We start from the raw sequence: 15,001 nt of genomic DNA on the forward strand, positions 1-15,001 counted from the left end.
CTTGGGGTGCGCGCTTTGTGCGTACGGAAGTTAGATTCTGAACTGCGAGGGTACTGAATAATGCTTTCGATAGAACGACCAGAACTTTATCGAGAGGTCCTTGGTTATCCCGACGGAATCCATTGTGTACGTGCGCGGGAAGAGGGCACGATGCGGCTCATCTTGAAGATGTCAGTGTCCTATCTCCTGCCGGCGAAGATGAATCGAGGGTTCAAGATTTACGTCGTCCCTGTTGAACTGAACGGGCAGTCAACGATAGGGCTGATGAGCGCATTTTTTGACGACGAGGATTGTCCGCTGACGTTATGGCGTCTCCTGGCGGATGACGACCCATCCCTCGACCTTCTGCATCTGTTGAGCAGGCGCGAGATTCTGGTCCACATATTTGACGAGCAGAATCGTGAGCTGTTAGGTTATAGAGCCGAGGTCGATGTTCCTCTCATGGCGCAGATGCGCCTGGAGCACGTGAGGTTTCCGTCGCTAAGTGACTCAAGCTTCGGTCGCGCACATGAGCAGGCGAACATGTGGTTTGGCCTCAGAACAGCGGCCGACGACGCTGACGCGATTGCGGTGCGATTCGAGGAGCCTTTGTTTCCAGAAGACTTGACGATAGCCGACACACGGTCACAGATGTACCAGTTTCACGGCGGCCAGGGGTACGCATTCACTTCGCTGGAGCGGGAGGAGCCAGGAGCGTTCCAAGAGCTTGACATCATTTTGATGCTCCAGCGGGTCTTCAAGCCTGAGCAGATTTACCACGCGCCGAGGCGTCACTACGACAAGGAAGAAATTGCGGACGTCATCGTCATAACCGACGACCTGTGTCTGATTGTGCAGGCGAAGGACTCACCGAATACAGAGAAAACGCTACAGCGCACCCTGAAAAGAAAGAAGCTGATGTCGGTGCATCAGGTAAACGATGCCCTGAAGCAGGTTGTAGGCGCAGTGGGTTACGCGGATGCCACGCGGCCGTTTCGCATGATTGTTGGCGAACGCGAGGTCTGTGCAGACATCAGCAAGCACCATCTTCTGTCGTTGGTTATTGTTCGAGAGCTATTCATCGACACCTACGCCGAGTACAGCAAGTCTTTGTTCAGTGCGTTCGACGAGACGAACCTGCCATGTATCGCGCTCGACTATGCCGAGTTGCATAAATATACGACTTTCTGTCCGAATCAAGGGAGTTTCCTCGGAGCCTATTTTCAGGTCTTCGACGCCGCGCGCGAACTTGGCGAGTTTCCTCGACTGCGCTTCGGCGCTCGTGACGTTCGGGCGTTATGGGAGCAGGGGGAAGGGGATTGAAGCGCATTCGGCCATGGCGAAGTTGAGGCTGATGCGTAAAATCACGCTCCGACCGCTAACTATTGAAGTACGACATGTCAAAGAACTTTGCCAACGAAACATTCAGAAGCGCAGAACCGTCGTGGGCGAATGCTTGCGTGGGTGAAAACGGCTCGCCCGACATCGTGGATTATGCCGCAGGCTTTGCAAATGCCGCGCAGGTGCTGCTCGAGCAGGTTATACATCACCGAGGTTTGAAGCATCCGACGGACACCTTTGTGTATCCTATTTGCTTCAACATGCGTCACGCGATAGAACTGTACATCAAGGCGGCTATCGAATCTTTGCGCCCGCTTGTTCACCACGGCTATCGTCTTCCCAATATCGACACTCAGACATCACACGATATCGGGATGCTGTGGCGCTATTTAAAAGAGCACTCGGTTGCACTAGATTGGCGCTATAAAAATGTCATCGAGCTTCTGGATACAGCCATATCAGATTTCGCAGAGGTAGATTCCACTGGGCAGGTCTTTCGCTACCCGTTTGGGCGTGAGAATCAAAAGCACCTGACAGAGCTTGCGATAATCAACCTCCTGGTCCTATGGAGTAAATTCCGGGCGTTGGTTGCAGACCTAAAAACGTTGAACTACCACGGTGAATTTCTTGGTGATGAGTATCGGCACCAGACATACACCGCACACCTTTCGCGCTTTGACCTTGCCTGTATCGGCTATCAACTGCCGCCGAGAGCCGAGTGGGGCTCGAATACGTTCGAAGCCGCGAAGGTCGTACTTCGAGGACACTTCAACCTAAGTTCCAACGAGTTCTCCCGGGCGTTGAAGCTCATCGAAGGAAACATAGAATTAGCCGCCATTATTGATGCTCCTTGCGAATTCAAATATCTAACTCCCGTGCAACTCAATCTGTTCTTCGATTCGTGGTGCAAAATTGTTGGCATCGACGATGTGAAGAGGCGATATGCCCAGAGTCCAGAGGGGCGTGCTGCGCTTGTCGATGCTGAGGTCAGCAGCGCTAGTTCATGGAGTATCGAGGAAATGACTGCAGACGCGACGTTGCGAACTGAAATCTGGCCAACGCTTAGGGACAATATATCGCCGGAAGCGTTCGGGGAAATTAGAGCTTTGCACTATTTTTCAAGAAGTAGCTTGAGGTATAGCGAGGATTTCGAAAGAGAGCGGCAGATAGCCGTTCGCGACGCCTTGGCGGCCCGTGATGCAGGCGAAGCAAGGCTGCGTCAGACCGCTTTCTACCTCATGAGCAAGCCGGCGGCATTGGAGCATGTATTGAACTCGTTGTTGTTCTTCGGGCATGTCGACGTGGTGGATGAACTACTGAAACGCAGTAAGCTGACGGCCATCGCCGGTCTGCTACTTGAGCCTAGTCTTCGCAGGTTTCGTCGCCGTCGTCGCGAAGTCTCCGAAGCGATAAACTCTGAATTGAGATATCCGAAGCACGAACGCTACGCTGTGACTCAGCTCGAGCAGCAGTAGGTCGTCAACCTATAGAAATCTGAAGGAATTTGTGGAGACATATCCCTGAAAATAAATATGGCGCTCCGCGGTTGGCGAAGCACCTTTCTTTTCGGCGATGCTCAAAGGCTGCTAGTTTGCATCAGGTTGGTTCCCCGGTTCAGCCTTCTGGAACGCTTCAAGAGAAAATGCATTGTCAATGGCCACGGTTATGCCGCTCGGCTCACGATGTTCATGGTACCGCAGGGGCATGCAGTTGCACGGGCTGCGGGTGCTTACAGTGTCACGTTGGCCTTTGTGAACACCAGCGCGGCAGACGTTCGGAGCGGGTGAAGGAGGTCCTTTCTGGACGGTACATGTTTGAACGTAACGAGTTGCGCCTTCTCAGTCGAACGAAGCTTGGCTACCTGCCCGACGACGTGGCGAATGTCCGAAAGGGTTTTCGCTAGCCATTCGCGAAATTGTGTTTCGGGAGCTAATGTCGCCACTAGTCCTTGGCAGCCATCTTCCTCTTTGCGAATGACGATGCCGTCCACTTTAACTTGCTCGTATCGGCGCTCAATCTCAAGCAGATAAAATTCCCTCCATCCTTTGGCGCCGGGGTCTGTGACGCGAAATCGCAAAACGAGCACCCCGCGAGGCTCCTCAGTCTTGATATCTCGTGTCACGAATTTCCGGGCTTTGGGCTCCGCTGGCTCCGTATCGGAAAACGGCTGTAACCCCACAAGCTCTGGCGGTTCGTCGTTGACGAAGCCACGTTTGACATGCAGCCATTCCAAGCTATGGAAGGTCTCCCGGTGTTCGAGCTGCAGTCGACGCAACTCTTTCCACATTTCAAGCAGCGTGCCGTGCGCGACAACCATTCGATGAGCTTCAGCGATATCCTCGATGTTGGACGGGTCCAGCCGGACGTCGGGCGTGCCAGAGAGCGTCGGTGGAATGATGACGTCAGGCCTATTCTCGTAGGTAACCGTATGTTTGCGGCGCGGCCCGAGGATTATCTTTCGTTTGGGACCACCATTGGCCTCCGGTGGAGCAAGCCCGGCGTTATCAAAATTATCGAACGACCGCACGGCCATCTTCGATTCCGGAGATAACGTATAAACGGGGCTGCCTTCACGAGCGACGTTATCGCTGTTCTCCCACTCAGAGCGCGTTACTTCTTCCTTCCTGCTCTTGACTACCTCAATTTCGGGGCCGTCAGCCTCCGGATGACCGTTCAACTCGAAGCGCAGGGCAAGGAACGTTCCTTTGCGGACCCATATTCCCTCCGCGCTGACGTGCACCGGTCCGGAGAACCACGGCGCGACTTCGAGGTGAATCCACTTTCGTTTCGTAGCTTGCTGGGTGCATTGCTGGACGATGCTCTGGGCAGCCGCGCGTGAGTAGCCGACATGCTGGATGTGACCGAGGAACCCAATGTCACCGAGTTGCATTCTGTCTGCCAAGCGAACCATCCATGCGCCATCTGAATTCTTCTCGGGCGTTGTGTTCGTCAGAAACATGCCAAGTGCGTCTTCCCAATTCATGCTGGTGAGTGCGCGCGGAATCAATGCGGACTCGCCGTAGCCGCGCAGCAAGAACTCCATACACGGTACGATGAGCTTGCGACCATCGAGCAAGCTGAGTTCGAGGAGCTTGCTGCGCTCTTCGCGCTCGTCCTCATGAAACACCGGGTACTTCCCGTTAAGTGGGGCTGGCCGGCCGTTATCGGCTTCTGATTTTGCCGACATGATGCGCCAGCCACCTGCGGAGAAGTCTGCGGCCGTCGGCTGAAGCAGTATGAGGTTGGCTTCGCCTATACGACGCCGACGTTGCCACACGGAACCGAGTTGAAGTGCATCTAGGTGGCTGAAGGCGACGTCACGGAAGAACGGTCCTTCTGGTTCACCATCCACCCGCTGAAACGCGACTTGTACGCGGCGCGTTTTCCCGTCCAATTGAGCGTCCAAGGCACCATACCAAATCACCATTATAGGAAAATCTTCGTTCGGTATTCCCTCGCGTTCAGCGGAAGGCACCGTGTTTCGAGTCCATTCCAAAGGCATAAATCAAGTCCATGTAGTGCAAATTTGACTGCGTTTGTTTCAATTTTTGAACAATGATAGAGTTTTTTGCGCATTGCGAAATGGCTATGCGGCTAGTTGTGCCCTGAACCATAAACGACACGCGCGAAATCGTGCAGTGATTCCTGCCATATTTCCACATTGCGGATTGGACGAATTTACCGTATGTTGCGAATTCTTTCCGCAACTATCACAAAAATAGACGCTACATTAGGTAAGAGGCTGCGCCGGAACACACTGCGAGTATCCTCGCCGATGTATGTGTTGCCGACGTGGAGCGTTCCGTCGAAATCGACGAATAGCGTCGGCGCGACGTTGTTCATGACCAATTGAACGGGTAGCTCGGTCAACCAGTCCCGAATCTGCTGTTGTGCTTACGCATCAGCAATACCGCGCTGGCCGTCGAGCAGGATGAGATGTGGCTCGAGGTTGAGAACGCACGTGTTCAGTTGATACAGACCGTAAGCCGAATTTTTAATCGCTAGCCAGTTCTTGAGACGGCGCCCCGCTTCATTTCCGAGGGGCAGACCGTCGCAGCGATTTGCGGAATTTTCTTTCGGACCGCGTCCTGCCTGAAAACGCGTTCTTTAGTCCCTTCTCTGCATCATCCGACATGACCAGCTGGTCGTGCTCTGCTTGACTACGGTCCATGCGGTTGTCCCCGGTCATCACACGAAGTATTGAGGAATTCGCATGAGCGAGATGCTCCATTTCCACGTTGTACCCATATAGCCGATGAAGTCCGAGTGCTATGGCGCATGACCGCGAGTAGCCGCCCTCACAGTGAATGACAATCGCGGTGATTTCGTCGGGCAGGCATTCGACGAACGAGCGAACCATGTCAGCGTGCGCTGGGGTGAACGCATGAGTGAGGTTTTCCGTCGCCTTTCTGGACAGGTCAGGCTTCAAGAAGTCCACGTCTGCGAAGCTCAGACGCAGCAGATGGGTGAAGCCATCGACGCTGGCAGGCGGGCGCTCCGGTGCGGTGACTGAGATGACGGCAATCGAGGGCAGCCGCGGCAGTTTCTCGGCGTCACGTCGCGACAGCGCGAATACTTGGCGCATGCCATTCGCCGGCGGCCTGTATAACTTGCCCAAGACATCCCGAAGTCGCTGCGTCATCTCGCCTTGCTCGCACTCGGCCGGCGCTGCTTAACGGCTCTGTTAGCTTTGGCGCGCGTTGCGCGACACCGTTCCAACTCTTTGCAAAGCAAATCTATTTCAGCTTGCATGTTAGCAGCTCGTTGTAGAAGCCGTCCGACCTCGTACCAATACGCGTAGCCTAAATCACCTTCGGCCATCGCCAGCTCGTGAATCTTGCGGAGGGCAATCTCCAGGTCGATGTGACTGTTTGAATGCACCTTGTAGTCCTCCGTAGACCTAACATTTCGCGACTGAAAGGATAAGAACGCGCGGGCGAAGTTGATGCGATTTTGGCCCGTATAGCTTGCCGAGGATGCCTGGTACCGCCGCGTCATCTTGCTGCGCCCAGTCGGCTCATTGAGCTAGTCGCCGGCGCCCATATGGGTAATGAAGTCCGAGTGCTATGGCACATGGCCTCGAGTGACCAACGACGTCCTGAAGGCGTTGCGCCATATCACTTCCTGGGAATTTGATTCTGTGCACTGCATCGGTGGCGGGCGAGTCAACTCGCAGCGCACCGCAGCATCACCCAGCTTAACAAGAGACCACAATTTTATTTGGGAGTCCTGTCGCACCAGTGAGTTGCCGAGGAGGAGCGGCCCAGATTCCGGGAAAAGCCGCGGCCGATATCTCAAGGTCGATGTCCAGCGGGTAGTGCCGGAGGAGCAATAGCGCGGCGTCCTGGACCGCGTCGCGCGTGGCGGTACTGGTGGGGCAGCCAAGCAGTTGCAAAAGCTTGCGTGTTTCGATGACGGCTTTCGTGCGCTCATATGCGGTGGTCATGGGAGGCTGCTCATAAACGTTGCAAGTGCAATCGCGTGCTCCGGCGGGCAGTTTTCGCTGCTCTACGCGTGCGATTCTGGGGGGGCGAGGTCGGCGGCAGGTGTGATGCATCCGTTGCAATAGACGCGATACCAATAGCCCGTCCTGAGTTCGCCTGGCTTGCCGCAGCTCTCGCATACGTGCTGGGCGCCGGTTACAGCGATTTGCACTTGCGCTCGAATACGCGACTCCACATCTGGGGGGCACAGCTGTCCATTGAGGAGAACAACCTCGAGTTCGCCACCGACTTGTGTGATGTCGGTGCACAGGGGAAGCGTGGGGTAGGCGGCGCGGCCGTTCAGGAGAGCTCTATCCATCTGGGCGATTTGCTCCGGAAACTGGAGTTGCTCTCGCCACAAAGTGCGAAGCTCGACTTCAATGTCGCGCGCCAGCGCTTCAATGATTGGGTACCAGCCAACGCCGCACTGAATACCAAAATGCGAGATGTTCGCAAGGTAAGACTCCGGATGGTGCACCGCGCGGAAAAAAAGCGGGAAGCGAGAAAACAGTTCACGCTGGCTACTGTTCGCCATCCACAAGCGGGGCTTAGGGTGCAGTTCGGTGTCCACGGGTTCAACCGTCTTCACCAGCCGACGTACCGCCGGCGAGTTTTCGACTGGTCGTGCGCGACGCAGTGCTCGAGGAGCAGTCACCAAGAATTCTCCGGCATCATCGCCTTGCCGGAGGACGAACACATCCTCCGTGTTAGCGATTGTGAAAATGAAGTTTGCGGTCGACGCGTGCGTCGCGTGACCTTGACAATCAACGGTACCGCAGCATACGAACGGACTGCTGGCTCGATTGCGAGCGCAGTGTAACGGGTAAAATATGTCGTGTAAATACTGCCATTTTAGTTAATGCCACTTTTTTGGCTGTAGATTTCGGGCGCTCGATGCGTAATGCTCCAGCCCCATATGGCAGAGAACATCACTCCGCGTCAGGCGCTGCTCCGGGAGCGAATTGCGAAGAACCTGAAGCTATTCCGCGGCAAACTCGGTATGTCCCAAGAAGCGCTTGCGGACCATGCTGGCGTGCATCGCACACACATTGGTCTAATTGAGAAGGGGCTGGCCAGCGCTCGGATGGATACGCTCGTGCTGTTGGCGGGAGCGTTGGGTATCGACGAACTCGATTTGCTTGTTGGCAGGGATGAGGCTCCCCTTGAGCTGAAGCGCGGACGGAAGAAGAAAAGTAACGCGCCAGCGGAGGAGTGAGGGTCAGCGTTTCGGTTCGGGACTTGAGGGTAGCCGGCGACATCGGTGTCGCGGGAACCAATACGTGCGATTTTGGGCTGCGTTAGGCGGCAGCCTGCACGAACACGCCGGCTGCCACCAGAAGCTCGACAGCCTTCTCGACGGGGATGCGCAACCTCGTTGCGACGCTTTGAACGTAGGCCGCCTCGTTCGACATCCGGAGCCTTGGTTCTTGCCACGCGCGCAGGAGCATTGTCGCCTCGCTGGGTGCAACATGGACGCCGGTCTTGCGCACTGCGGACCAGAACTGCGATGCATCGGCTCCGCCGCGCGCCCAGCAGTATCCGCGGGTGGCGGTCTCCAGGGCCCTGGCTTTGGCCTCCGTGCTAGGCACTTGTGTCTCGTCACCGAGTACGTCCCGAAGGATTTCGAATTCCTGCCGCACGCGCCGGCGCAGATAATCCGCTCGCTCGAGCACGGAAAGAAAATCCCAGACGGCGACGCGCACGGAGGTCGATTTGGACGAGGCAATGTCGTAACGCTCAATCAGCCAGTCGGCCACCGTCTCGACCGTCACTCTTTGATTTGGGTTGCGCGCGAGCTGCAGGAGGATGTGCCTGCGAAACACGTCAGCCTGCCAGATGCGCGTAGACACGTTGATAGCAGGCGCACCTCTCACGTCGTGCCCAAGGATGGCCGGCCACGCCGTGACGGGTTTGCCCAGTTTTGCCGTGAGGAACGCCAGCTTCTGGGTGGGTGTGGCGGACCGGAAACGGGCGTTGTTCTTTTCAATCTTCACGAGGCGGTCGGCTATTGCGTCGGCACGCGAGGCGTTGAGTGCGGCGTCAAGTCGACGTTCTTCCCAGTACACCTCGTCGAGCTCGGCGTACGCTGCGGCATCGCGCTGGGTCCGCAAGGCAGTCAGCCGGGCTCTTGCCTCGGCCTCTCCTGGATAGAACAGCCAGCGCTTGCCCTCCGTCGCGTCAATCACGAGTCGCCGGACTTCCGGCGCCGTTACATCGCGCGGTACAGCCGACAGGTCGATTTCTAGGGTCGGTGTTTGAAGGCGCTTCAGCGCCCCCAGTTTTGGAAGGTCCGGCTCGTGCGTGACCGTCACCTCGACGAAAATGACCTTGTCCTGGCAGATACCCCGAAAATCCGGCCGGATGCCGTCGACCCAGACTTCTGCCTCACCCGCCACGTCCCAGTGGAGCGTGTGTTCGACGCACAGCGTGATGTCTTCACGGCTCGGTTGTTTGTGCAACTGGCACACCAGTGCGGGCGCGCGCAGAGTGTCGCTTTCAACCAGAATCTGCTTGGCAAGAAGATGTAGTGCCGTCTCGAACGCCTTTGCAGGCGGTCTCGGCCTTGTGCGCGAAGTGCCAGACACGGACGTCACCCTGCTTTCGCGTCACGAGTTGTTTGCACTCAGCGCAGAGAAAAGTGCCCTCGACGGATGGCGGCACGTCGTGGATATCGACGATGCGTCCTTTCCCATCAAGTGCAAATGGAATCTTCAATTGGCAATCAAAGCGAAAGTGCCGTGGCAGACAATGTTAGCAGCATCACGGGGACAAGCCTCCGGTGACGACGCGGGCTCGGCGGGGAGGTGGAAAATCCCACGCGATGCTTCCCAAAATTTCATCCGACACACACCACCGTCGCACCGAGCCATATGCTACTGAGCAGAAAATCTTACCGTATGGGTTTCGCCACAAGCGGGAACGATACCAGGCTTCAGCCCGTGTTCTTTTCTAGCGAGCGCTGTAATCGACAACAGTTCGCAGAGCTTTCATACCTAGTTTTCGAGACCGTTGCCGTAGAGTCATGATGTCCTCGGTGGAAGCGGCACGACGTTACTCGGGGGGGCCTGCTTCTCGAAAGCAGCCAACCGGTCTCGCAACTCTAAAATCATCGCATCGGCCTCGAGTAAGAGGCTGGCCAGCTTGTCGCGTTGCTTCGACGCATCCACCAACTGCTCTTTCAATGTCCTATTGCGCTTGCGTTGTTTCAGCAAAGACTGACGTTTCGACTGCGCCTTAGGATGTGAAGTTGTCGCTACATGACGCTGGATTTCGGCAATCAGCGACGGGAAGCGACTCTTGCGTAGGGCGCTTGGGTCCGTACCGGCTTCACGAGCGACGTTGTTCTGTGTGACGGCAGTGCCCTTCGGCAGTCTCGTGGGCTTGTTGGTCTTGAGACGCTCGAACGCATCCCGGTATTGCTGTTCAGCCTTCATAGTGTCGCGGCGTTGTCTTTATGGTGGAGAAGTAGTTGAGCACGCTGCGCTTTTGTGCGCTCAGCGCCTCGTGCAGGGGGCTCTCGGTTGGCGCATGGCTGAGTCGCTCTGTCAGGAGGCGGTCGAGATGCTCTACTTGGGACGCCTTCGAGCGGTCGTATAGAACCTCGGGGCATGGCTTATCTGAATCGCCGCCTCCACAATGTGCGACGGATTCGATGCCGCCATAGGTGCAAGGCTCCCGGTTCATACACGCGCCCAAGACGATTTCCCTGCATGCCACGCCACCGCGTTTCGCGAGCTGTACCGACTGCTTCAGGTCACTCAACGAAATGACGCGGACGAGTTCCTCTTTGCGCTTTGAACCGTGCGGGCTGACGAATCGTTCGCTCGCCAGAGTCTGAAGCTCACGTCCGAGCGTTTCGTACATCGTCTGCACATAGAAAGCACGAGCAGACTCTTCGAGGCGAACTTGTGCATGGTTTTGACCGTAGTACAAGGACATTACACGCGACAGATGCTTGAGCTGAAACTGCAGGGACGAGTCAGACACCAACCCGCTGGCCTGCATATTGACCGCACCGGTTCTGCGAAGCTGGTGCCAGCCCAAGGGCCAGATAGCCCCGACTTGGAAGCTTGCGTCTAATGTCGGTGTGGCTAGTCTCGCTAGTTCTAGGTCATGCGGCGTGATTCGCAGTTGTTCGAGGTCAAACAGCAACGGGAAGCGTTCTATGAGCTTGGCGTACGGTAGGGGGTGTAGCCGGTTTCTTTCGTCATGTTGAAGGATTCCGCTCGCCCACGGTTCGGTGGGATGCTGAATGAGCCGGTGTCCAGTGGTCGGCTTGCATTGGCGACGCAGCGCCGTGACTGCCGTCAACGCTTCTACAGCAATACACGACGACTCTGACGTGACCCAACGAGCGGTGTCATCTTTGAACGTTTTCGAAGTCCCGCCTTCGATGAGATAGATGCGGCCGAAACGAGGGTCTTCATCGAACTTCAGGCAGTCATCCTGGAGCGTCATTGCCTCATCGCTTCGCATGAGTGTGAAGTTCAGTAGATAACCGATGCCGGCCCAACTGACGAGTGTGAAATAGCGCGACAAGAGGTCGACGGTGAGGGGGGCCAAGGCCCTAGCCGACGAGATACCAACCCATTTGTTGAGCAAGGTCGCAACACCGAATCGGTCGGCGGCGGCTTCAAATGTGCCCGGATGGAATCTTCCGTTTCGGCATTGACCTTTGTATTTAGCGATGAACGGTAAATAGGTAGGGTTTTTGCGAATGCGTGTGGCTTCCTCGAGCGAACCGTAGTTGTGGACGTAAGCGTTGAGGCAATACTCGAACAAACTCTCGACCGACGTTTTGTTTTCCAGAAAGTCGTCAAGACATTCGCGAAGGCGACTTAGCTGGTACTTCCAGATGCGCGGCGGGATGTACGGCGTTTGCTGTGTATTATGACTAGGCAGGGCCGCAGCGAGCCTTGCTAGCGCCTGTTGTCCCAGTAGTTCGAATCCAATGTCGCTCGAGAACGCATGGAGTTCGTGCAATAAGGAAAGTACCATTTCGCTTCCTGATGGCATGAAGACCGTATGCAATCTTTCTGCAACTAGAGGGTAGCGGTTTAAATCGGTGGCTGCGATACCTTGTTTTGAGCAAAAGGCGAACATCGGCCGCAAAGTGTTGAACCTAAGCTGGAGGGTTTTCGCTGAACGCATCCCATGCACACCATAGAGCCACCAACTTGTAACAGTCCGTAGAATGTCGGCGTTGACCCTGTCGATAGAAGATGCCTTTCCGCTATCTTGTCCATCGCCAAAATTCAGAACGCAGCGCTTCTCAGCCCAAGCATCGAGTACCCATACGGGGTCTCCCCATCGCGAAACAACGCACCCGTTGGCGTCGATTGTCACCGGCCAGTCTCTAGACGGCGGCCAACTGGTAGGGCTGAAGTTTGCACTGGTTGGTGAAATAAGTGGTGACTGAATGGCTAGCCCTGGGAATGCGAGAACTTTCATACTGATGCCTCAAACAATCGGATGAATCCGTCCCAGAGCGGATGATAGTCACCCTCATCGACGCGGGCGAGTGATTCGCGAACCCAGAGCCGGCGGACTTCGCTTGATTCCTCGAAAAAATGGAGTTTTTGCGTTAAGCGATTGATAGAAAGCTCCGCCGGATGAGTGAACGGCTCCGCCACCTCCCTTTGTGATGGACGATACGACGCTAATTCAATTGATTTCAAGTGGCGATAGCTTGCTAGGGACCACACATGGTCGCAGCTATCGATATCCCGATGATTACTGCAGAAGAGGCATCCAGAAGCAGTTACGCAGTCGGGTTGGGGGGAGCCGGAAGGGGTTTCTGTGAGTGCGTCCGGGGTAGGGGATACGCAGATGCCAGGTGCAGGAGGGGAAAACGATGGGTCGGTTTTCTGATGAAAACGACTGATTTCCACCATCGCAAGTTGAGGATGGGGCTCGGCATATACACGTAATAGAGTGCGCAGGTCATGCTGTGCAAGGTCGGCAACCAACCTCGGGTCGTTCATTTCGCGCAAGAACCAGTTGATGCGCGCCTTGCGGAGAGCCTTAGGGCCAACGTACTTCAACCCTAGGCTGTTAAATAACCGGCGCAACCGGTGGAATTCAGGAGCCTCGTCCGCGGTGGAGCCGTCTCGTACGAAAGGGAACAGTCGCTTTTCACCGGTCTCCGAGAACCAATCGAGTCTCCATTGAAGGAACCGCTCGAAGTGCGAGCGGTACTCGCTGAAAATCTCGAACAGCACGGGCCCACTCCGTCGGGCCTTGTAGGCCCGAACTTCGTAGCCGTCGAGATGGCTTGTGTACCGAAAATCATCCAACTCCAACTGGAATGCCTGTGCCAGATTCATTCCGGTTTGCGCGATGAACGTGAGCAGTTCGGCTTCAAGTCGAAGGTTGAGAATAGGCGAACGCCGACGTAGCGATACATCATTCAAATCTGCATTCCGCTTATGTATTTCGGATTTCCGCTTGGGACTTTGACGCTTTCTTGCACCGGGTGGTTCTAGGTTTGCCCAGAGTTTTACCAAGTGCCCCTGGACTGTAATGGCAACTGGGAGTGTGCTGCGCACAGCTGGTGATGATAGCTGCGCGCAGAGCGAAGTTAGTGCCGTACCGAATGTTGTTATTTCGGTAAGAAGCAGTTTGTCACCTGCGCTTTTGTGGAATCGACCGCTGTCCTTCGGCTTGCTAATTCGTGTGTGTCTTAAAAGAGGGTGTTTTCGGTCCAAGACTCGGTCAAGGAGGGTACCAACAACCGACGCCGTCGAATGTACCGTGGCCTCACAAATTTCGCGGCTTCGATTGCGATTTATTAGATACTCACTCCATTTGATGTACGTGTTTTCGATGTCCTGGAGTCGAAGCGGTATATTCTGCCCATCAGCCCACTTGAACAAGTTGCGCAGTTGCGTGATTCTGGTTAAGGCTGTCGTCCGACTTTTACCTTTAACCAAGTCGGCAACTATTTCATCGTGCAAGCGTTTGACCAGAGTAATCCGCTCGCGGAGCGGCGCGTTCACGGGGTAACTATTTACCACATCGACCCTGTGCGGCGTAATCGGCATTTCGTCTGCGCGAAAGAGCAGTACCCTCAAATCCCATGGTTCTTGTTTCGCACCGAACTTGACCATTGGAAAGGAGAGGTCAGGGATTTCATCGATGTTCATGAGAAAGTCCCGAAAAGACACGCATGAATTCGTTGGACGCTGCCTGCTTTGCGGGCGCGGTCGACGCAAACTTGATATACCTGAACGACGTTGCCTCATCACGGTGAAGCAAGGCGTTTTTCACCAGTGCAATTGCGTTCAATGGGTCGCCTGACCGTAGGGCAATCGTGGCAATTTCCGTGGCGAAGGTGCACCGCGACTGATGAAAATGAAACGCCGTGAGTACGTGTACGCCCGCTGCAGCGCCCGCTTGCCTGAGGCTCGCCATCTCGGTGTTGATGGCCGTGGACTGTTCGCTATCGCGCCGACAGTACGGATTGCCTTGGCGCGTTAGGAAAAGCAGGTCTTTGTCCTCGCGGCGAGCGGCTGCTTGACGTTTGGAGCGACGCACGGACGTAGCATAGTCCAGCAGGTCCTCCAGAAGCGCCTCCGGTATCCAGACTTGACCGGTCACGCCGAACTTGGTGTGGACAGGTGGGCTGGCGCCAGGCCCAATGCTTATCCTGTATAGACCTGACGCAGAAGGGTCGCGCACAGCATTTTGTAGGGTTCGAATCTTCAGGTCGCTGATGCTGCCGATGCGCATGCCGGTGAAGAATCCGACGGCGAGCATCCTATATAGCTCAGGCGTCGTGTTTGCTTTGGCAAAGGACAGGAGCACATCCCTATCGTTTGCCGAGACTGGAAGCAATCCATCCTCGAGTCGTTCACCTGGGCTTTTCCTATTGGGAATCGCCAAGTCGGTCGATACTCGTACCACGGTTCGCTCGAAGCCAACGGAATCGAAGAACCGAAGATAGGCAACCTGGTCGCGCCACAGTGGCGCGTGAGTAACAAGCAACCCACGTGAAACAAGCCATCGATAGAACAGCACGACGTTTCGCATGAATTCCGAGGCAGTGGATGGGGACAAACGCCCGGCATTTCGCTCATCGATTAGCCAGCCGCGGTATCTCACTAAGCACCGGTCGGCCTTGCGCACAGGGAATACAAACCAGAGTAAGTCGTGTGTCTCCAAGAAGTTCGCGTAGTTTAGAAGGTTACTGAGGTTGC

The 15,001-nt window shown here is 55.7% G+C and carries 12 protein-coding genes and 1 pseudogene; 3 read left to right on the top strand and 10 right to left on the bottom strand.

What is annotated here, in order from left to right; genetic code table 11:
* Nucleotides 1-174 precede the first annotated feature (174 nt).
* Together BT264_RS29285 and BT264_RS29290 are read left to right on the top strand one after the other, a co-directional pair.
* A complete protein-coding gene (locus BT264_RS29285; RefSeq protein WP_143155782.1) occupies nt 175-1,302 on the top strand; it encodes a hypothetical protein in 1,128 nt (375 codons plus the stop codon).
* Between the two features lie 74 nt (nt 1,303-1,376).
* Complete coding sequence (locus BT264_RS29290; protein ID WP_143155781.1) at nt 1,377-2,795, top strand: hypothetical protein; 1,419 nt, start codon at nt 1,377-1,379, stop codon at nt 2,793-2,795.
* A 254-nt stretch (nt 2,796-3,049) separates the two neighbouring features.
* Here BT264_RS29290 and BT264_RS29295 read toward each other — a convergent pair whose 3' ends face one another.
* From BT264_RS29295 to BT264_RS29320, 4 genes are all read right to left on the bottom strand, one after another.
* Nucleotides 3,050-4,822, bottom strand: a complete 1,773-nt coding sequence (locus tag BT264_RS29295; protein ID WP_143155780.1) for a hypothetical protein — start codon at nt 4,820-4,822, stop codon at nt 3,050-3,052.
* A gap of 528 nt (nt 4,823-5,350) precedes the next feature.
* Complete coding sequence (locus BT264_RS29305) at nt 5,351-5,905, bottom strand: hypothetical protein (protein ID WP_256260730.1); 555 nt, start codon at nt 5,903-5,905, stop codon at nt 5,351-5,353.
* A 612-nt stretch (nt 5,906-6,517) separates the two neighbouring features.
* Nucleotides 6,518-6,766: a BPSL0761 family protein gene (locus BT264_RS29315; RefSeq protein ID WP_072443265.1), complete on the bottom strand. Its 249-nt coding sequence runs from the start codon at nt 6,764-6,766 to the stop codon at nt 6,518-6,520.
* 62 nt (nt 6,767-6,828) lie between these two features.
* Complete coding sequence (locus tag BT264_RS29320) at nt 6,829-7,374, bottom strand: hypothetical protein (RefSeq protein ID WP_143155779.1); 546 nt, start codon at nt 7,372-7,374, stop codon at nt 6,829-6,831.
* A gap of 345 nt (nt 7,375-7,719) precedes the next feature.
* On the opposite strand from BT264_RS29320, the gene BT264_RS29325 reads away from it, so the two are divergent.
* Entirely contained in the window at nt 7,720-8,019 is a 300-nt protein-coding gene (locus BT264_RS29325) for a helix-turn-helix domain-containing protein (RefSeq protein ID WP_063903884.1), read from the top strand.
* An 82-nt stretch (nt 8,020-8,101) separates the two neighbouring features.
* Here BT264_RS29325 and BT264_RS29330 read toward each other — a convergent pair whose 3' ends face one another.
* The 6 genes and pseudogenes from BT264_RS29330 to BT264_RS29355 form a co-directional block, all read right to left on the bottom strand.
* On the bottom strand, nt 8,102-9,388 hold the full coding sequence (locus BT264_RS29330; protein ID WP_143155778.1) for a hypothetical protein: 1,287 nt from the start codon (nt 9,386-9,388) through the stop codon (nt 8,102-8,104).
* A 7-nt stretch (nt 9,389-9,395) separates the two neighbouring features.
* Nucleotides 9,396-9,464, bottom strand: a pseudogene (locus BT264_RS40580) (hypothetical protein); the annotation flags it as partial.
* Nucleotides 9,465-9,823: 359 nt separating this feature from the next.
* Nucleotides 9,824-10,237 carry a hypothetical protein gene (locus BT264_RS29340; RefSeq protein WP_060304243.1) on the bottom strand — a complete coding sequence of 138 codons (414 nt, stop codon included), beginning with the start codon at nt 10,235-10,237 and terminating at the stop codon, nt 9,824-9,826.
* The gene (locus BT264_RS38635) at nt 10,227-12,149 is read right to left on the bottom strand and encodes a hypothetical protein (RefSeq protein WP_256260731.1); all 1,923 of its coding nucleotides are present in this window, start codon (nt 12,147-12,149) and stop codon (nt 10,227-10,229) included. The genes BT264_RS29340 and BT264_RS38635 overlap by 11 nt, the downstream gene beginning before the upstream one ends.
* Nucleotides 12,150-12,250: 101 nt before the next feature.
* A complete protein-coding gene (locus BT264_RS38640; RefSeq protein WP_072443257.1) occupies nt 12,251-13,948 on the bottom strand; it encodes a site-specific integrase in 1,698 nt (565 codons plus the stop codon).
* Nucleotides 13,935-14,834 (bottom strand): site-specific integrase, encoded by a 900-nt coding sequence (locus BT264_RS29355; RefSeq protein WP_256260732.1) that lies wholly within the window; start codon nt 14,832-14,834, stop codon nt 13,935-13,937. Before BT264_RS29355 ends, BT264_RS38640 begins: the two co-directional genes overlap by 14 nt.
* Nucleotides 14,835-15,001 lie beyond the last annotated feature (167 nt).

Source organism: Burkholderia sp. NFPP32 (assembly GCF_900119325.1).
Taxonomy (GTDB): Bacteria; Pseudomonadota; Gammaproteobacteria; order Burkholderiales; family Burkholderiaceae; genus Burkholderia; species Burkholderia pyrrocinia_C.